The sequence below is a fragment of the Carbonatibacter coralli genome (genome assembly GCF_039592655.1).
Taxonomy (GTDB): domain Bacteria; phylum Pseudomonadota; class Alphaproteobacteria; order Kiloniellales; family Kiloniellaceae; genus Carbonatibacter; species Carbonatibacter coralli.
The window spans coordinates 126021-144336 of record NZ_JBBUTJ010000002.1 but is presented as its reverse complement, the minus strand read 5'-3'; the positions used below and the strand labels follow the sequence as shown (position 1 = coordinate 144336).

The window sequence follows — 18316 nt, the reverse complement described above, 5'->3', positions numbered from 1 at the left end:
GATCCATGCGGTTTGATCCAGCGCGAGTTGCTCTGCTTTGGCCCGTTTCTGCGGATGCTCCGGGTCTTTTCAGCATTGTGCCTGATGCGGACGGAGGCTGAAGCCCTACTGAACCGCACCCAGCAGCATGTCGGCGAGCTTGTCCTCTTCCGCTGAACGAGGGCGGCGTACAGCGGTGATGCCCCGGGCTTCGAAGCTGTCTCCGTATTTCTGCAGCTGTTCGTCAATCACCCGTTCGGTCACGCTGTCGATCGGTTCAATGCAGACATCCATGGAATGGGCTGTGGCGTGCAGCACGTTCATGCCGCACATGGCAATGCCGACATGCCCGGGCCAGTAGATGATATCACCCCTGCGGATTTCGTTCACATCAACAGCTTCACCCAGGGTTGTTTCCTGCTGGCCGGCATCACGCAGGACCTCGATCCCGCAGGCCTGCATCGCCATTTGCACCAGTCCGGAACAGTCCAGTCCGACAGAGCTTTTGCCGCCCCAGAGATAGGGAATGGCAAAGAAGGTCAGCGCCACATCCAGCGGGTCTTCGCGCAGGCGATCCAGCGGGGAAAGGTGTGGTTTGAAAATCCAGCGGCCACAGGCGAGGCGGGCGAAACTGCCCTTTTCCTCCAGCACCTGTACGGCCGAGGTCAGATGCAGCACCTCTTCGCTGGGGGATTTCATGTCGGCACGGGCATAGAGGAAGGTGCGGATCACATCGACGCGGTGATTGGCGTCCCACCGACCCTCACTAAGCGTATCTGCGCGGACGTAACCGACATAGCGATCACGCTGGTTCTGAACCCAGCACCAGCCCAGGCGTTCCTCGAACACGCGGACTTCCTCGCCGTAAAGCAGCTCTGTGTCCAGGCCGGAGGCCTCATCGGGGGAGCGGTGCAGCGGGGCCTTGCCTGCCCTGACCATTGCGGGCCAGCCCTTGACGAAACTGTCGGCTTCAACCTGGCCCTTGAGCGTTTCATCGGCCAGATCACTGCGAAAGGCATGAAGGCGCGGATCTGGCGCCTCTGCTTTTGTTCGGGTCATTGGGCATCCCAACTGCTGAAAGTCTTTTACTTGTCCATAAGCCTATGCCTGTCCCCCAACCCTGACAACCCCGCCGGTGTGACTTTCATGTGGAGTCTGGGGAATGGGTGGTGCGAACGGAACATTCCTGGGCTATATGCGTGTATTTTTTCTTTTAAATTCAATATATTGTCAAAAAACCTGCTCTGTCGTGTCCAGGCGGGACAGGCGCGGTTTTCTGTCGCACTCTTGTCTGAACAAACAACAACAGGCTGTATCACAAGAGCGTACAGCAGCAGACAGGATGGCAGGTGAGAATGGCGACGCATGCTGTGGCGAGGCCGAAGGGGCAGGAAAACATTCTTCTCGGAGTGGCCTGTATCCTATTTGCTACGGCGGGCATGGCCTTCACAGATGCCCTGATCAAGTTCTTCAGTGCCAATCTGACCCTGTGGCAGGTTTTTGTGGTGCGCTCCGGCTTTGCTGTTCCCTGCCTGATCATGATTGCGCGCTGGAAGGGCAATGTGTTGATGCCGGAGTCCGTGTTCTGGACGCTGGTGCGCTCGGTCTTTCAGGTGCTGTCCTGGCTTGCCTTCTATGCAGCCCTGCCTGTGTTGAGCCTGTCCATTGCCGCTGTGGCTGTCTACACCAGCCCGATTATCACAACAGTCTTTGCCGCGATTTTCCTCAGGGAAGAGGTCTCGGCCCGGCAGTGGGTCGGGGTCTGTATCGGGTTTGCGGGTGTGATTGTGATCCTGCGCCCCTGGACCGGAGATTTCAACTGGGCCGTGCTGATGCCCTTTGCCAGCGCGATTTTCTATACGCTGACCGTGATGGTGACGCGCAGGAAGTGTCAGGATGAACGGGCCACCACGCTGACCCTGTGGTCACAGTATACCTTTATTGCCTTTGGTGTGGCGGGTGTTCTGACTGTAACACTTGCCGGTCTGGACCCGGCCACAGCCGAGAGCTATCCCTTCCTGCTGAACGGCTGGCCAGCAATGGCTCCGCAGGAGTGGGCCCTGTTGGGTAGCATGGGCCTGCTGGCTGCCCTGGCCTTTCTTGCAGCAGCGCGGGCCTATCAGGCGGCACCTCCACAGATCATTGCCACGATCGACAACTGCTATCTGATCTGGGCTGCTGTATGGGGCATTGTTTTCTTTGGTGACACACCCGGGAGCCTGACCCTTGCAGGGATCGCCCTGATCTTCGTCGCGGGTGGCCTTGTCGCAACCCGACCGCTGGGGGGCAAGAACTCCATCAGCCGCCGCTAGGATGCTGCCTGTTCAGCATTGGCAGACCTGCTTTTCTGGAAAAATCTTTGGACCTGCAGCAACAGGCGGGGCCTTCCCTCTGCCTTTCCCTTCAGAACGGGAGATGAAAGAGCCTGTTCTTTCCCGGGTTCTTTTTTCTTCATCAGGGGGGCTTTCCGAAAGGCGAAGGAAATCCCTTTTGTCGACGGCAGAACATTTTAACGGCTTTCGGAGAGTGTTTTCTTTTTGAAAACAATATTTTGCCAAAAAACATTCCCTGTCGTGTCCAGGCGAGACGGGTGCGATTTTCTGTCGCACAATTGTCTAAACAAATAACAACACGCTGCATCAAAAAGAATGCAGCTCTGGACAGGATGGCAGGTGAGCATGGCGACGAATGTTGTCTCGAGGCCGAACAGTCAGGAGCAGGTCCTGCTCGGGGTGGCCTGTATTCTCTTTGCAACGGCGGGTATGTCCCTGACCGATGCACTTATCAAGTACTTTAGCGCCAATATCACGGTGTGGCAGGTTTTCGTTCTGCGCTCTGCCTTTGCGCTTCCGTGTCTCTATCTGATTGCGCGCTGGAAGGGCAATGCCCTCATGCCGGTTTCCCTGTTCTGGACCCTGATGCGGTCCACCTTTCAGGTTGCTGGCTGGCTCTGTTTTTATGTCTCGCTTCCCCTGATGAGCCTCTCGGTTGCGGCTGTTGTGGTTTACACCACGCCGATCCTCACGGCGATCTTTGCCGCGCTGATCTTCAAGGAAGAAATCACCTCCCGCCAGTGGGTCGGGGTGGCGCTGGGCTTTGCCGGGGTTGTGGTGATCCTGCGCCCCTGGACCGGAGACGTGAACTGGGCTGTGCTGATGCCTTTCGTCTCGGCAATTTTCTACACCGTGACGGTTCTGGTGACGCGTCAGAAGTGCCGGGACGAGCGGGCCACCACACTGACCATCTGGTCCCAGATGACCTTCATCACCTTTGGTCTGGCCGGGGCGACAATTGTGGCCCTGCTGGATTTTGATCAGACGCTTGTTGCGGGTTACAGCTTCCTGCTGAACAGCTGGCCAAGCCTGTCCGCGCATGAATGGGGCGTGCTGGTTGCCATGGGGTTGACAGCTTCTGTGCTCTTTATCGCTGCTGCGCGGGCCTACCAGATTGCGCCGCCACAGATTATCGGCACCATGGACAACAGCTATCTGGTCTGGGCGGCTCTGTGGAGTATCCTGCTCTTTGATGAAATCCCCGACAGCCTGACACTCTCCGGTATGGCGCTGATCTTTGTGGCGGGCGGACTGTCTGCGACCCGTCCCCTCGGGGGCAAGAGTGCAATCACGCGACGCTAGACTGTCGCGGGCTGTCTCTCTCTTTCACTCTGGTGCCTGATACCGGCTTTTCAGGGGAGGGGAAGTGGAATTCTGCGCCTTTATGAAGCCTGTTCCTGCCGGTTCTCTTCTGTTGGCAGCAGCAGGCTCACGCCAGTTGCAATGGCGATGAAGAGGGCGGAGATCAGCAGGCAGGCCTCAAGTCCCCAGAACATGTAAACCAGACCGGACAGCAGGGTCCCGGTCAGTCTTCCTGCGGCATTGGCCATGTAGTAAAAGCCCACAGAGAGTGTTACATCGCCGTGCTCGGCGTAACCCACGATCATGTAGGAGTGCAGGGAGGAATTCACGGCAAAGGCAACACCGTAGAGCAGCAACCCGCCGATCAGGATCACGTTTGCCATCGGCGTGTTCATGGGATCATCGCCGAGGATCAGCAGGCACAGTCCCATGGACAGCGGCAGCAGAAAGAGCGCGAGGCTCCAGAAGCGCAGGACATGAACTGCGCGGTAGATCGACTGCGCCTTTCCGCTCAGGCGCGGGGCGATGGCCTGGACAAATCCATAGCCGATGATCCAGAAGGCCATAAAGCCGCCGACTTCCCAGAAGCTCCACTCCAGAACGGTTTTCAGATAGAGTGGCAGTCCGACCACAAACCAGAGATCCCGGGATCCGAAGAGGAAGAAACGCGCCAGCGAGAGCAGATTGATCTCCCGGCTTTTGGAGAAGACGTCCCTGATCTTCACGCTGCTTTTGACGCTTCCCGGTGTGTCTTCGGGCTGAACCAGTACGGCGAGGAGAACCACGGCCAGACCTCCGGCCATGATCCAGAGTGCCGGGGCAAAGCCTGTGGTGCTGAGCAGCAGGCCGCCGAGGAAGAAGCCCAGCCCCTTGAGCGCGTTTTTGGAACCGGTCAGCAAGGCCACCCAGCGGAAGAGAACGCTGTCGGTGCTCTCCTCCGGATTGCTGGATCTGGCCACCAGCTTGACGCCGCTCTTGGCGCTCATCTTGGTGAGGTCCTTGGCGATCCCGGAGAGCGCCTGTGCGCCCATGATCCAGCCGATGGACAGGACGGGGGACCAGTCCGGCTGCAAGGCCGAGAGCAGCAGGAGAGCCACAATCTGAAGGGCAAGCCCGGACTGCAGGGTCATGCGCAGGCCAAAACGGGCTGCAAGCCAGCCTCCGCCAAGATTGGTGACCATGCCCATGGCCTCGTAGATCAGAAAGAGGAAGGCCAGATCAAGCGGGCTGTAGCCGCGTTCGTGGAAGTGCAGCAGCACCAGCATGCGCAGGGCGCCATCGGTCAGGGTAAAGCCCCAGTAGGCCGCAGTAAGAATGCCGTAGGCCCTGAGGCTGGAGGTCTGTTTTTCCCCGGAGGTACAGGAACCGGTTCCGTTGCCCTTCCGCTGATTGTCCCGGAGCTGTTCCCGGAAGCTCTCCCCGCTGTCCTTTTCAGGGAGCGCGTGTGCGCTTCCGTCCGGGTATTTGCGGGAGGATCTGCCGGACTCTTTACCGGAAGCTCTCCCGGAGTGTCCTTCTGTCTTCCGGGATGAGGGTTCACTGCTGCTCATCGTCTGTTCCTTCCGCGGGGCTTGTTACAGGCTTTCGCCCATCATGCGCGCGATATCGGCCATGCGGCAGACGTAGCCCCACTCGTTGTCATACCAGGCGTAGAGCTTGACCTGTGTGCCGTTGACAACCATGGTGCTGGGCGCATCCAGAATGGAAGAGCGGGGGTCATTGGTGAAGTCGGTGGAGACAAGCGGACGTGTCTCGTAACCGAGAATGCCCTTCAGTTCACCTGCTGCAGCCCCTGCAAAAAGGGCGTTGATCTCCTCGACAGTGGTTTCGCGTTCCATCTCGAACGCGCAATCCGTCAGCGAGGCGTTGAGCAGCGGGATCCGCACGGCGTGACCGTTCAGCTTGCCCTTGAGTTCCGGATAAATGAGCGTGATGGCTGTGGCGGAACCTGTTGTGGTCGGGATCAGCGCATTGAGACCGGATCGCGCACGGCGCAGGTCCTTGTGCGGCGCATCGACCATGACCTGTGTGTTGGTGACATCGTGGATGGTGGTCATGGAGCCGTGACGGATGCCGATGCTGTCCTGCAGGACCTTGACGACAGGGGCCAGACAGTTGGTGGTGCAGGAGGCTGCTGTGACGATGTTGTGTTCTGCAGCCCTGTAGAGATGGTGGTTCACGCCATAGACCAGATTGAGGGCAGAGCCATCCTTGATCGGGCAGGAGGCCAGAACCTTCCTGATCCCGCTGTCGAAATAGGGCTGCAGCGTCTCGCCGCTTTTGAACACACCGGAACATTCCAGCACCATATCCACACCCCGGCTGTCCCATGCAACGCCTTCAATTGTCCGTTCCTGTGTGAAGCTAATGCTGTGGCCATCCACACTGATGCTGTTGCCGGTAAAGGCAATGTCGTGATCCCAGTGACCGTGTACCGTGTCGAATTCCAGCAGGTGCGCTGCGACCTCTGCAGAGGCAGCAGGTTCATTGATGTGAACAATCTCGATGGACTCAACGTCCCAGATGGCGCGCAGCAGCAGTTTGCCCATGCGCCCGAAACCATTGATGCCGACTTTGATCCTTGTGCTCATCTTTCGATCTTTCCGAATAAGGGGAATTCTTTGGGTCAGTGTTTGAGAGAAAATGCCTTGTCAGCAGGCCGCCTTGGGCCATTGGCTGAAGCGGTATCTTCCTGAGGTTCGCAGCAGAGTTCAGGCTGGCCGCCACAACAGCGATCGGTCAGGAAGCCGACCAGAGCGTTCATCTGTGGCACCTGAGCCCGATAGATCTGCTGGCGTTGCTCCTTGCGCCGTTCGATCAGCCCCACACCACGCAGGGCATTGAGGTGATGTGTCATGGTCGAAGCCGGAAGCACCAGCTTTTCGGCCAGATCACCGGCACACAGCCCCGCAGGCTCGGCTTCCATCAGCAGGCGATAGGCCTCCAGCCGTTTTTCATGAGCCAGCGCTGCCAGCATCTCTGTTGCGATCTCCGTTTTCATATTTCCAGAATATTCGAAATGATTGGAGATTACAGTGAAGCTTTTGTGATGGTTTTGTTTCGAGCTTTGTCTTGTGGAACGAAGTCTCTAGAATTGTCATGCAATCCTTTCTGCCGAGGTGCTGATGCGTCGCTTTCTTTCTGTGCTGGGTGTGGTTCTGCCGTTTTTTTCCTCTGCCGCCTTTTCGGCGCCGCTGAAGGCCGGGCAGGAGGATTTTGTCAGCGCCAATATTCTGGGCATCTTCTATCACGAGCTGGGGCATGCGGTAATTGATGTGGAAGCGTTGCCGATTTTCGGGCAGGAGGAGATTGCAGCGGACGTCTTTGCAGTTTACGCGATTGACCATCTCTACGGGGAGGTGGCGGCCCGTGATATCATGGGGCATGTGCTGGCGGGTTTCCTCGCAGAGGTCCGCATGGAGCAGGAAGAGGAACGCGAGCTGGCATTCTGGGACGAACACGGCCTGACGCAGCAGCGCTATTACAACAGCCTGTGTCTTTTTTACGGAGCCGACCCCGAAAATCGCAGTGATATCTCTGTCGCCTTTGAGCTGCCACTGGAGCGCGAGGAAATCTGTCCCGACGAATTCGACAGCGCCCACAAAAGCTGGGGGTCGGTTCTGGAGCATCTGGGAACACGCGCTGACGGTTATGTTCTGAGCCTCGAGATTTCGGATCAGCTGAACAGGGATTTTCAGGCTGTGGATGTTCTTGGCTGGGAAGTGGAGCTGCTGAACCAGAGACTGCGCTTTTCCGAACCGGTGGTGGTTGCTGTCGAGCCCTGTGAGGAAGCCAACGCCTTCTACGATCCCGAGGGCAGGCGCATAACCTTCTGTGTGGAATACGAGGACGACCTGATTCATATGGCACGGGAAATGCGATAGTTTCGCAACTGCGACGTTGTGGGGTGTTTTGCTTTTGCAGCTTTTGCGCTAAATTTGACCAGTCAGGTCGGATACAGGAGGCAGTCATGGCAAGCAGTGCAGAACAGATCAGAGCCTGGAAGGGCCCTGCGCTCCTTTCCTACGGGTTTCGCCCCTTCTTTCTGGGCGGGGCTCTCTGGGCGGCCTTGTCGATGGTGCTGTGGATTGGTCTGCTGGCGGGCTGGTTTGAACTGCCAACGCGGTTTGATCCGGTTTCCTGGCATGCTCACGAGTTTCTCTTCGGCTATCTGGGTGCCATTGTCGCGGGCTTTTTGCTCACGGCTGTTCCCAACTGGACGGGACGTTTGCCTCTTGTGGGCTGGTCGCTTGCCGCTCTCTTCAGCCTCTGGATCGTGGGACGCGTGACCATTGCCCTGTCCGGTTTGAGTGCCCCGCTTTTGTCCGCAGCACTGGATTTGCTGATGCCTGTCACCCTGATGCTGGTTCTGGCCCGCGAGGTTGTCGCTGGCAGGAACTGGCGCAATGCCCCGGTGCTGCTTTTGCTTTCTGTCTTCATTGCCGGAAATGCCGTTTTCCACTGGGAGGTTGCCACAGGAGAATACGCTGCATCCGGTCTGGGAGTGCGGATCGGCCTCGGGGCGGCTGTGATGATGATTGCGCTGATCGGGGGACGGATCGTGCCGTCTTTTACCCACAACTGGCTGAAAAAGCAGGGGGAAACCCGCATGCCCGCATCCTTTGGCCTTTATGACAAGCTTGCACTGCTTGTTTTGCTGGGGGCTGTGGGCGCATGGATTGTCACACCTCATGGTCCCCTTGCGGCCTGGAGCCTGCTGCTGGCCGGTGTCCTCCATCTTGTCCGTCTGGCCCGCTGGAAAGGTTATCTGACTTTACCGGATGCCCTTGTCTGGGTGCTGCATGCGGGCTATGCAACAATTCCGCTGGGGGCGCTTGTGATTGCTGCGACCACCTTGCTGGATTTGCCCTTTTCTGCTGCCTCGTCCCAGCATCTGTGGATGGCCGGGGGGATTGGCCTGATGACCCTGGCTGTCATGACCCGTGCGACGCTGGGACATACGGGACATGAGCTGGTTGCAGACATTATCACCAGCCAGCTTTATCTTCTGGTGATTGTCTCTGTGCTTGCGCGTATTCTGGTGGATCTGGTGCCCGAATTCGGCATGGTGTTCTATCAGCTTTCAGGCCTGTGCTGGGTTGCGGCTTTCGGTGGCTTTGCGCTGTCCTATGGGCGCAAGCTGGTTTCGCCGCGCCGGAATTGAGCAAAACTGAGCATCCGCTATCCGTTCAGGGCTTCTGATTTTCAGGCTGTTGGCTCTTCCTGTCCCGGTTTGTCCTCGCTTCCCTGTGCTGAAACGGTTTGTCGCTTTTGCCAAGTGGCAGCTTCGTGCAGGCCTGTGCCGACAGGAAGAAAGAGAGAGGGAGATGGGTTACTGGCTGGCCATGATGTGGATGGCCTCGTCAATGCGACCGACCAGTTCCTGTGCTTCCTTGCCGCCATTTCTGTATTTTTTGCTGATGATAATGTAGACGTTGTTTTCTTCGCTGTAGGCCGGGGAGAGAATTTCCAGATCCTGCTCGATGCCCAGAAGCTTCTGGTGTTTCAGAATGGTTTCCCGCGGGATCAGGATACTGCCAAGACGTCCTTCCAGCAGCAGGCGCAGGTTCTGCTCGTCGTTGTAGGATTTCGAGACAATGCGGGCCTTGTCCTGTTTGCTGATTTCACCTGTAATCCAGTAACCGAGTGGCGAGCCGATGGGCTGGGGAAGCGCGCCAAGGTCCTTGCTGTCATCCCAGCCGTGCTCTGTTCCCTTGCGGATGACAGGGACGTGCCCGACCCGTCCGAGCGGGAAGGTGGTGAAGTGGGCAAAGGAAGCACGCTCCTCGTTGAAGGAGGCTGCATAGGAACCGTCCATCTCGCCTGCTTCGATCATCTTCAGGCAGCGTTTCCACGGGATTTTGTGCAGCTCCAGCCTTTCGGGGAGCTGCTCGAAAACCCGGATGGTCTTCTGGGTGTAGATGCCGTGTTCGGAAAAGCTCTCTCCGATCTGTGCGAAAGGCGCCCAGGCCCCTGAAGAGCAAAGGCGAACGGTCTCTTCCTCGGCTTTGGCAGAGACTGCCGAGGTGATCAGGAGGGTCAACAGGAAGAACGACGCAACAGATTTCACACAAAGGTTCCTGTTATAAGAACTGTAACTTTTACTTCACGCAGGGCTTTTTGGTTCACTGTTAATAGAGTGCGCACTAAAGACCGAGCTGTAAAGTTGTAAATTTAACCGAGTATGTCTTTGATTTCGCGCAATTTCTGTAACTTTTTTTGTGCCCGGTTCGCAACTTGCAATGACAAGTTGTCGAGTGTCATGGAACTTTGCGTGCAAGCCCGCCAGCTTTTATGACCTGTTGATCCCTGCCAGAGCCTTGTCAATACGCATGAGCAGATCAGCGGCACGGGCCGGATCATTTCTGTAGAGTTTGCTGAGGATCATGAAGACCTCGTTGCCTTCGCGATAGGGCGGGGAGAGGACCTCAATCGGGCAGTCTGCGCTTTTGGTGCTGAAAAATTCCTCAAGCGTTTCTGGGGTGAGGATAACACTGCCAAGCTTGCCTTCCAGCAGCAGGCGCAGGTTCTGCTCGTCGTCATAGGAGGTGGAGACCACCTGTCCCTTGCCCTCTTTCAGCAGGTCCCGCGTGACAGAATAGCCCAGAGGAGACCCGACAGGTTGCGGCAGGTCCTCCAGATCACGGTCTTCATCCCAGCTGTTTGAGACACCCTTGATGGTTACGGCAATATGGGTGACGCGCCCCAGTGAAACGGAAGGATAGAAGGCATAGTCTGCCCGTTCCTCATTGTAGGATGCGGAGTAGGCGGCATCCATTTCTCCGGTTTCCACCATTTTCAGGCAGCGTTTCCAGGGGGCTTCGTGCAGCTTCAGGTCTTCGTCAAGAGCCTCGAAAAGGGCAATGACCTTTTGCGTGTGCAACCCGTGTTCATCGGATTTTTCACCGATATTTGAAAAGGGAACCCAGGAACCGGAGGTGCAGACGTGAACCGTTTCGGCCAGGACAGAGGTTGAAAAAGACCCGGCCAGAAGAGACAGACAGAGAAACAGGGGGACACGCTTTTTCACAACAGGAATTCCAGTATCCGCGATCACAGGGAACGAATGTATCAATTATGCTGGCTGACGACTGATCATCTTTTGATTGAAAAGAGTGTGTCCTGTTGCAGTAAAAAAGGCAATCCAACTTGCATTGTCATTTTGAAGCTATCCTCTGTTCATGGATATTTTTTCGTTTTTAATTGAACAGAAGCATATTCCCGTAAGCCTTAAGAGCTTATTAACACAGAGGTATGTGATAATAGAAAAAGGCTTTTGGCTTCATAGGCTTAATTCTGTCGCGCGTACAGCATTTTCCCGGGGACATGAAAAAGGTCCTGTCTGGCAGGACAGGACCTTTTGAAGCGGTGTGACACAGGATCAGCCAAGCAGCAGGCTGTCGCTGTCCAGCTCTTCGCCACGGACCTTGCCGAACATTTCGATCAGGTCGGGGATGGTCATGTTCTTGCGATCCTCGCCCCTGACATCCAGAACAACAGCACCCTCGTGCAGCATCACGGTGCGGGTTCCGAACTGCAGGGCCTGCCCCATGGAGTGGGTGATCATCAGCGTGGTCAGACCTGATTCCTCGACGATTTCGCGGGTCAGGTCCAGAACGAAGGCCTGCATGCGCGGGTCAAGGGCGGCAGTATGCTCGTCCAGCAGAAGGATCTTGGTGGGCTGCAGGGTTGCCATGATCAGGCTTACGGCCTGACGCTGACCACCGGAGAGCAGACCCATCTTGTCTTCCAGGCGGTTTTCCAGCCCCAGACGCAGGCGGGACAGACGCTCGCGGAAGAGGTCCCGCTTGCCGGAGTTGATGGCAAGCCCCAGCGCGCGGGTGCGTCCCCGGGCGTGGGCGAGGGAGAGGTTTTCCTCGATGGTCAGGTTTTCACAGGTACCAGCCAGCGGGTCCTGAAAAACGCGGGCAACCAGTGCGGAACGCCGGGCGGCTTTCCAGCGGGTGACATCCTGGCTGTCGATGGTGATCCTGCCACTGTCGGCGATCAGTTCTCCTGTCAGGCAGTTCATGAGTGTGGACTTGCCCGCACCGTTGGAGCCGATCACGGTGACAAACTCGCCGTCGTTTACATCCAGATTGACGCCCTGAAGTGCCTTGTTCTCAATGGCTGTGCCCTTGTTGAAGGTAATGCGGAGGTCGGAAACGCTGATCATTTGGAGCCTCCTTTCGACAGCAGTCGCTTGAGCGGGTTTTTCGATCCGGGCAACACCAGTGCGGCTGTCACCAGAACAGCGGTGACAAGGTTCAGATCGGACGCCTGCAGGCCGATGGAATCAGCGTTCAGTGCGAAGGCAATGGCGATGCGATAGAGCACCGAGCCGATCAGGCAGGCAAAGACTGCCATCAGCATTCCGCGTGCCGGGAAGAGGGCTTCACCCGCAATCAGCGCGGCCAGCCCGACAACGATGGTGCCTGTGCCGATGGTGATGTCGGCAAAGCCGTTCATCTGGGCAAAGATCGCCCCGGCCAGCCCGACGAGGGCATTGGAAAGCGCCATGCCGACATAGGTGGTCCGGGCCGTGTTTATCCCCTGTGCGCGGGACATTTTCTGGTTTGCGCCTGTTGCGCGCATGGCCAGACCGTAATCCGAATTGAGGAAACGGGCGACCAGCAGGGCGACAATGATGGCGATGACGCCGGCCACCAGTGGCTTGAGGTAGATGGCGCGCAGACCCAGATCCTCAAAGGGGGTCAGGATGGTCGGCTCGGTGATGATCGCCACGTTCGGCCGCCCCATGATGCGCAGGTTGATCGAATAGAGCGCGATCATGGTCAGGATCGAGGCCAGCAGGTTCAGGATCTTGAAGCGCAGGTTCAAAAAGGCCGTAACCAGACCGGCCATCCCGCCTGCAAAGATCGCAGCAAAGGTCGCGAAATAGGGATCGTAGCCCGCAACGATCATGGTCGCGGCAACAGCAGCGCCCAGCGGAAAGCTGCCATCAACGGTCAGGTCGGGAAAGTCAAGGACGCGAAAGGAAAGGAAAATGGCCAGTGCAATCAGGCCAAAAATCAGGCCCAGTTCTATGGCTCCCAGAAATGCAACGATGTTCATGTTGTCGTGCTCTGACGTATTAGCGTGTGGACGATGGGGCTTTAATGGTCCGGAATGTTTTTGATTTTAACCGCAATAAATCCCCTGTTGCCTAGGGTCTATCGGAAGCATGGGGCAGCGTCAACCAGTGTAGCCCTCATAATGATAAAAGCCCTGCTGTTCAGAGGGCGGGATTGTGACAGACGGCTTCAATGTTGTGCCCGTCCGGATCAAGTACAAAGGCGCCGTAATAATCGGGATGGTAATGGGGCCTGAGACCCGGAGCACCATTGTCCTGTCCGCCAGCCAGAAGCGCTGCGGTGTAAAAGGCATCCACACTGGCACGATCGGAGGCCGTCAGGGCAATGTGCAGTTTGCCGGTTGTTGCCTCTTCCCCGGCCAGCCAGAACCAGGGGCGGTCATCGCCGTAGCCCGTGACTTTCACGCCTCCGGTCTGTTCCGGCGGGACCGTCCACAGGCGTGAGACACCAAGAGGCGCAAAGGCCTGATCGTAAAAGGCAACAGAGCGGGAAAAGTCACTGACGCCAAAGGTAATATGGTCAATCAAGCTGTTCTCCGGGGTGATGATGAAGCCGATAGAAAAAGGCCGGAGAAAATCCGGCCTTTCGTTCGGGAACCAGCGCGTTGCAGGTGTTACTGAATAACTTCCTGAGCGCTGTCGATCACGTCCTGAGACAGGCTCAGACCCATTTTCTCGGCCATTGCAGGATTGACGAACAGGTTGGTCTTGCTCACACCCTGGAAGGCAATGTCACCGGCGGACTTGCCGTTGAGGATTTCAACAACGATCTTTCCGGTCTGGCGGCCAACGTCATAGTAGTCGAAGCCCAGTGCGGCAACCGCGCCACGCTTGACGGAGTCTGTATCACCGGCGAAAACCGGGATCCGGTTGTCAACGCCGACTTTCGCAACAGCTTCAAAGGCGGAAATGATGGTGTTGTCTGTCGGGACGTAAATGGAATCAGCCTTGCCGATCAGGCTTTGTGCAGCCTGCAGAACCTCGGAAGACTTGGTTGCAGGAGCCTCGACAACAGCGATGCCCTTTTCGGCAGCGTGCTTTTTAACAAGGTCCAGCAGAACAACAGAGTTGGCTTCACCCGGATTGAAGGGAACGCCGATTGTCTTGGTGCTCGGGTTCAGTTGCAGAACCAGATCAACGTGCTTGCCAATCGGAGAGAGATCGGAAACCCCGGTGACGTTTGTGCCGGATGCTTCTGCAGAAGGAACCAGCTTCGCTGCAACAGGATCGGTCACAGCAGAGAATACAACGGGAATCTCCTTGGTCGCAGCAACAACAGCCTGTGCAGACGGTGTGGCGATCGGAACAATCACATTGGGAGCCTTGCCCACATAATCCCGTGCGATCTGTGCTGCAGTGCCCGGGTTGCCCTGTGCGGACTCATAGAGGAAGGTCAGGTTCTTGCCTTCGACAAAACCGGCTTCTGCCAGTTCGTCCTTGACGCCATCACGAACGGCATCCAGAGCAGGGTGCTCGACAATTGCGGTTGTTGCAACAGTCACATCGGCAGCAGAGGCTGCGCCGGACAGGCCAAGGCCGAGAGCCATTGCAGCAGCAGAGGCCATGATTTTGTGGGTGAGGGAGAGGGATTTCATGAACGTGAACTCCGTGTTGGTAACCGTAAACCTGCCTTCTTGCCGGGCAGGTTTCACATTTGCGTGATAAAAAAACATCATCCCCTATCCGGGCAAAAGATCAAGGGGAAAGAACGGCTTTTGTTTATCTGTGTGAAGAAGTTGCACGAAAGGGTCACCGGGGCCGGTTGTGTTTTTTTCCTGTCGCCGGCAAAGGGGACTGCGCGGGCGTTCACTTCGTGATAGGCTGTCGGCATGAACCTGACAAAAGAACAATTCATTCAGCTTGTTATTGCCCTGGAGCACCGCAACCTGACACTTGGACTGGTGCGCTCTGTCGATCTGGACGAGGGCGACGGGGAAGAGGCTGTCGAAATCCCGGAGGAGATCGCCAGCGAAATCGAAAGCTTCGAGGACCTGCAGCATTCGGTCTATGCCTCTGCCGAGCGCTATGGCCTGGCGGATCAGTTCACGCTTGATGAGGACACGGGACAGCTGATTGTTGCCCCGGACACGGAACTGGAGCAGGAGGTCTGGACCTCGATCGAGGAGATGGAACAGACGGTGGCCTATGAGCGTATTGTCCGTGAAAAGGCCATCGAATATTCCCACACCCTGCGTGAAGGGTCGTCACCGGAGAGCTTCGAGCCGGAAATCTTCTTTCCGAAGATCGAGGCCTTCAGTCGCAAGTACTGGAGCTATCTGAAGGAAAAGGGTCTGCTCGGCCTGATCCGCGATCTTTGATGTTCTGAAATGTAATCCCTGAAGAGCATATCTGAACAGGGCACAGGGCACAGATCCATATTCACAGTGTGATCATGCAGAAATCGGGGTGCCTTTCGTCGGCATCCGCCTTTTGACAGAGTGCCGGGAGTTTCTGTCTTGCTGCGTGCATCTTCAGAGCGTGAGCTCTGCCTGTCCTGTCTGGTGACGCTCTGTCTGTCGGTGCAGGGACTAGCGATGCAGGGCGTGGTATTCGCTGTCGAGAAAACGCTGTGCGGCTTCACTTTGCGGGGCAGAGAAGAACAGGTCCGCCGGGCTTTGTTCGCAGAGGCATCCTTCCGAGAAAAAGAGGATCTCGTCGCCCAGACGGCGAGCCTGCCGCATGTTGTGCGTGGAGAGGACAATCTTGGTGCCGCTGTCGTGAATGGTTTCAATCAGTTCTTCAATGCGCTCGGTGGCAGAGGGGTCCAGACTGGCCGTCGGCTCGTCCAGAAACAGCACCTGCGGGCGCAGGCTCCAGGCGCGGGCCAGAGCAAGGCGCTGTTGTTCTCCGCCGGAAAGGACGCGGGCCTGCCGGTCGCGCAGTGCGGTCAGCCCTGTGAGTTCCAGCACCTCATCGCGGCGTTCCCGGAGCGTGGCTTTGTCCAGTCCTGCCAGACCCAGCGCGTAATCCAGATTGGCGGCCACAGAGCGGCGCAGCATCACGGGGCGCTGGAAGACCATGGCATGGGCCTGTGCCGTCGGTGTGTCGGCCCACCGGATCGTTCCGCCTGTCGGGGTGATCAGACCGTGGGCGAGCCGCAAAAACAGCGACTTGCCGGCACCGTTGGGGCCAAGGACGAGCGTGCGCTTTCCGGCCTCCAGCCTGCAGCTGATCTCGCGCACCAGCGTTTTGCCCTCCTTTTCGTAGGAGAGACCCTCGATGCGCAGCGGCAGGATGCGGGGCTGTGTCCGGTTTGGGCTGGTGGGCCGGGGCGTTGGGGAAGGGCTGGTCACAGGTTGCCTTCCTTGACGCGGTCGCGCACGATGTAGGAGGTCGCGTTGATCATAAAGGACAGCAGGATCAGGATCATGCCCAGGGCCAGGGCGAGGCTCAGCTCCCCCCGTGAGGTTTCAAGGGCGATGGCGCTGGTCATCACGCGGGTCAGGTGATCGATGTTGCCGCCGACAATCATCACTGCGCCCACCTCGGCAGAGGCGCGGCCAAAACCCGCCAGCACCGCTGTGGTCAGGCGATAGCGCCCGTCATAAAGCAGGGTTGGAATGGCGCGGGCCGGTGAACATCCCAGCGATGTCAGCTGTTCGCGATATTCGCTCCAGAGGTCCTCGGCCGTCTGTCGGGACAGGGAGGCGACGATGGGGATGATCAGCAGGGTCTGGGCGATGATCATGGCCTCCGGCGTATAGAGCAGGCCAAGAGTTCCCAGCGGGCCGGAACGCGACAGCAGCAGATAGACCACCAGCCCCACGACAACAGGGGGCAGGCCCATCAGACCGGAGAGCAGCGCCATGACCAGCTTGCGCCCCGGAAAGGTCAGCGTCGCCAGCGCGGTCCCCAGTGGCAGGCCGACTGCTGTTGCAATGGCAACCGCCGAGAGGCTCACTGTCAGGCTCAGCCCCACGATCTCCGTCAGGTCGGGATCAAGGGAGATCACCAGCTCCAGAGCCAGCCAGAGGGCATGTGAAAAATCGTTCATCGGCAGGGACGACCAGATTGCACCGTTTTCAAGAGGGACTTTTGATCATGTCTCTACAGCCTGCAGCCCCCGAAGTGAAGCCTTTTTGCCAAAAGCCTCTCTCGCTCTCGCTATGGCCTTATCGGTTTTGCGGATGAGGGGGGATTATTTTTCTTTTTAAATTGTTTGATCAGAATGATTTTCTTCTTTAGGTTTTATTTTTGGTGCAGTTTAACAATACTTTGAAAAATTCTAAGGTGACAAATGCGCATTTTCCCTCCTGAAGTTAAAGTAGAAGAAAAAGAAGGTTTCACACCCGAGAAAGATATTTTTGGACGTAAAAATTTTGGTGAGAATCTGACTGATTTTTTAGCCAATATTGAAGATCCCATGGTTCTGGTTTTGGATGATCAATGGGGAAGTGGAAAGACGACTTTTATAAAAATGTGGGCAGGACATTTAAGAAACAAAGGTTTTCCTGTTGTTTATTTTGACGCTTTTGCAAATGATTACATTGATGATGCTTTTTCTGCTATTGCAGGTGAAGTTATTGGTTTAGCAGAAGAAAATAATGATGATGTGCAGGAAGCGAAAGAAAAACTTCTAGATTATTCTGTTAGTGCCTTAAAAGTCATAGCTGGGGGCGGCTTGAAATTGGGTGTTAAGGCAGCAACTCTTGGTGTGCTTGGAAGTGAGGAGTTAGAGGCATTTAGTAATATTTCTGCTGATATAGAAGCACAAGTTTCAGGTGCGGCTGATAAAGTCATAAGAAATACTTTGGAAAAGCAAGTTGAGCAGAAGCATGTTTTTGAAGAATTTCGTGAATCTTTAAAGGGTTTAATTTGGTCATTGCAAAGCAATCAAGAAAATAAAAAGCCTTTGGTTTTCATTATTGATGAGCTTGATCGTTGTAGGCCGGATTTTGCATTGCAGATTATAGAAAAAATAAAACACTTTTTTTCTATAGAAGGTATGCATTTTGTTTTGGTTACTCATCTAAGGCAACTTGAGAGTTCAGTGAAGTTTGCATATGGCGCAGAAGTAGATGCAACAAGGTATTTGCAAAAATTCTATCATTATAAATTATCATTTCCTGATAGTAATACTATGATTCAGGAAAGTTATATTGAACAATACGTGCGGCATATTTTTTCTGGTTTTCCATCCGACCATGAAAGGGGGAGTTATTCTCATGAACTAGCTCACACTGTTATTAGATTTGCAGAACTTAAGAATTTAAGTTTCAGAGAAATTGAAAGAATATGTACAAATATTGCAGTTGTATTAGCCTTTACTAGTGATGGATTTTTTAGAGTCCCTCCTATTATCGCTGGCTTATGTATCATGAAAAATATGAGGCCTGACCTTTTTGATAAAGCAAAAGCTGGAACCTTAACTTTTGCTGAGGTTAACGATTTTATGCAGTTTGATGATTGGGTGAAGTCTGGTTATGTATGTGGTGATTTTGATAAAGGGTGGTGGGAATATTTTTTATTAGAAGAGTTGCCAGAAGGTTCCAGAAATTGGCAAAATTATAACCGAGCTTTATTTAGGAACAATATAGATAGAAAAAGTGGAGTTGTTTTTTCTGCTCAAAAAATTGTCGATATTTTACAGAACAGATTGACGTGAGAT

18 protein-coding genes are annotated in these 18316 nt (G+C 55.7%); 6 read left to right on the top strand and 12 right to left on the bottom strand.

Annotated features, from left to right (window positions below):
• Positions 1-105: 105 nt before the first annotated feature.
• Entirely contained in the window at positions 106-1038 is a 933-nt protein-coding gene (locus AAAH10_RS06105; protein ID WP_343561619.1) for a C40 family peptidase, read from the bottom strand.
• A 296-nt stretch (positions 1039-1334) separates the two neighbouring features.
• On the opposite strand from AAAH10_RS06105, the gene AAAH10_RS06100 reads away from it, so the two are divergent.
• A complete protein-coding gene (locus AAAH10_RS06100) occupies positions 1335-2291 on the top strand; it encodes a DMT family transporter (RefSeq protein ID WP_343561617.1) in 957 nt (318 codons plus the stop codon).
• A 366-nt stretch (positions 2292-2657) separates the two neighbouring features.
• Positions 2658-3614 (top strand): DMT family transporter, encoded by a 957-nt coding sequence (locus tag AAAH10_RS06095; RefSeq protein ID WP_343561615.1) that lies wholly within the window; start codon positions 2658-2660, stop codon positions 3612-3614.
• 80 nt (positions 3615-3694) lie between these two features.
• Here the strand turns inward: AAAH10_RS06095 and arsJ are convergent, their stop codons facing one another.
• Genes arsJ through AAAH10_RS06080 form a run of 3 tightly spaced genes read right to left on the bottom strand, consistent with a single transcriptional unit; the run spans position 3695 to position 6615 of the window.
• Positions 3695-5164 (bottom strand): organoarsenical effux MFS transporter ArsJ, encoded by a 1470-nt coding sequence (arsJ, locus tag AAAH10_RS06090; protein ID WP_343561613.1) that lies wholly within the window; start codon positions 5162-5164, stop codon positions 3695-3697.
• A 24-nt stretch (positions 5165-5188) separates the two neighbouring features.
• Positions 5189-6205 carry an ArsJ-associated glyceraldehyde-3-phosphate dehydrogenase gene (locus tag AAAH10_RS06085; protein WP_343561611.1) on the bottom strand — a complete coding sequence of 339 codons (1017 nt, stop codon included), beginning with the start codon at positions 6203-6205 and terminating at the stop codon, positions 5189-5191.
• 35 nt (positions 6206-6240) lie between these two features.
• Positions 6241-6615, bottom strand: coding sequence for an ArsR/SmtB family transcription factor (locus AAAH10_RS06080; protein WP_343561609.1), 375 nt, complete (start codon positions 6613-6615; stop codon positions 6241-6243).
• A gap of 124 nt (positions 6616-6739) precedes the next feature.
• Here AAAH10_RS06080 and AAAH10_RS06075 point away from each other — a divergent pair, with 124 nt between their 5' ends.
• Together AAAH10_RS06075 and AAAH10_RS06070 are read left to right on the top strand one after the other, a co-directional pair.
• Positions 6740-7498, top strand: a complete 759-nt coding sequence (locus AAAH10_RS06075) for a DUF4344 domain-containing metallopeptidase (RefSeq protein ID WP_343561607.1) — start codon at positions 6740-6742, stop codon at positions 7496-7498.
• 86 nt (positions 7499-7584) lie between these two features.
• Complete coding sequence (locus AAAH10_RS06070) at positions 7585-8778, top strand: NnrS family protein (RefSeq protein WP_343561605.1); 1194 nt, start codon at positions 7585-7587, stop codon at positions 8776-8778.
• A gap of 168 nt (positions 8779-8946) precedes the next feature.
• On the opposite strand, the gene AAAH10_RS06065 is transcribed toward AAAH10_RS06070, so the two are convergent.
• The 6 genes from AAAH10_RS06065 to AAAH10_RS06040 form a co-directional block, all read right to left on the bottom strand.
• On the bottom strand, positions 8947-9684 hold the full coding sequence (locus AAAH10_RS06065; protein ID WP_343561603.1) for a transporter substrate-binding domain-containing protein: 738 nt from the start codon (positions 9682-9684) through the stop codon (positions 8947-8949).
• Positions 9685-9906: 222 nt separating this feature from the next.
• A complete protein-coding gene (locus AAAH10_RS06060) occupies positions 9907-10644 on the bottom strand; it encodes a substrate-binding periplasmic protein (protein WP_343561601.1) in 738 nt (245 codons plus the stop codon).
• 351 nt (positions 10645-10995) lie between these two features.
• A complete protein-coding gene (locus AAAH10_RS06055; protein WP_343561599.1) occupies positions 10996-11790 on the bottom strand; it encodes an ABC transporter ATP-binding protein in 795 nt (264 codons plus the stop codon).
• Positions 11787-12689, bottom strand: a complete 903-nt coding sequence (locus AAAH10_RS06050; RefSeq protein WP_343561597.1) for an ABC transporter permease — start codon at positions 12687-12689, stop codon at positions 11787-11789. The genes AAAH10_RS06055 and AAAH10_RS06050 overlap by 4 nt, the downstream gene beginning before the upstream one ends.
• A 160-nt stretch (positions 12690-12849) precedes the next feature.
• Positions 12850-13236, bottom strand: a complete 387-nt coding sequence (locus AAAH10_RS06045) for a VOC family protein (RefSeq protein ID WP_343561595.1) — start codon at positions 13234-13236, stop codon at positions 12850-12852.
• An 86-nt stretch (positions 13237-13322) separates the two neighbouring features.
• Positions 13323-14303 carry an ABC transporter substrate-binding protein gene (locus AAAH10_RS06040; protein WP_343561593.1) on the bottom strand — a complete coding sequence of 327 codons (981 nt, stop codon included), beginning with the start codon at positions 14301-14303 and terminating at the stop codon, positions 13323-13325.
• A gap of 234 nt (positions 14304-14537) precedes the next feature.
• On the opposite strand from AAAH10_RS06040, the gene AAAH10_RS06035 reads away from it, so the two are divergent.
• Positions 14538-15026: a hypothetical protein gene (locus AAAH10_RS06035; protein ID WP_343561591.1), complete on the top strand. Its 489-nt coding sequence runs from the start codon at positions 14538-14540 to the stop codon at positions 15024-15026.
• Positions 15027-15236: 210 nt separating this feature from the next.
• Here AAAH10_RS06035 and AAAH10_RS06030 read toward each other — a convergent pair whose 3' ends face one another.
• Together AAAH10_RS06030 and AAAH10_RS06025 are read right to left on the bottom strand one after the other, a co-directional pair.
• Positions 15237-16001, bottom strand: coding sequence for an ATP-binding cassette domain-containing protein (locus AAAH10_RS06030; RefSeq protein ID WP_343561590.1), 765 nt, complete (start codon positions 15999-16001; stop codon positions 15237-15239).
• Positions 15998-16702, bottom strand: a complete 705-nt coding sequence (locus AAAH10_RS06025; protein WP_343561588.1) for an ABC transporter permease — start codon at positions 16700-16702, stop codon at positions 15998-16000. The genes AAAH10_RS06030 and AAAH10_RS06025 overlap by 4 nt, the downstream gene beginning before the upstream one ends.
• Positions 16703-16945: 243 nt before the next feature.
• On the opposite strand from AAAH10_RS06025, the gene AAAH10_RS06020 reads away from it, so the two are divergent.
• Positions 16946-18313 carry a KAP family P-loop NTPase fold protein gene (locus AAAH10_RS06020; RefSeq protein WP_343561586.1) on the top strand — a complete coding sequence of 456 codons (1368 nt, stop codon included), beginning with the start codon at positions 16946-16948 and terminating at the stop codon, positions 18311-18313.
• Positions 18314-18316: the final 3 nt, after the last annotated feature.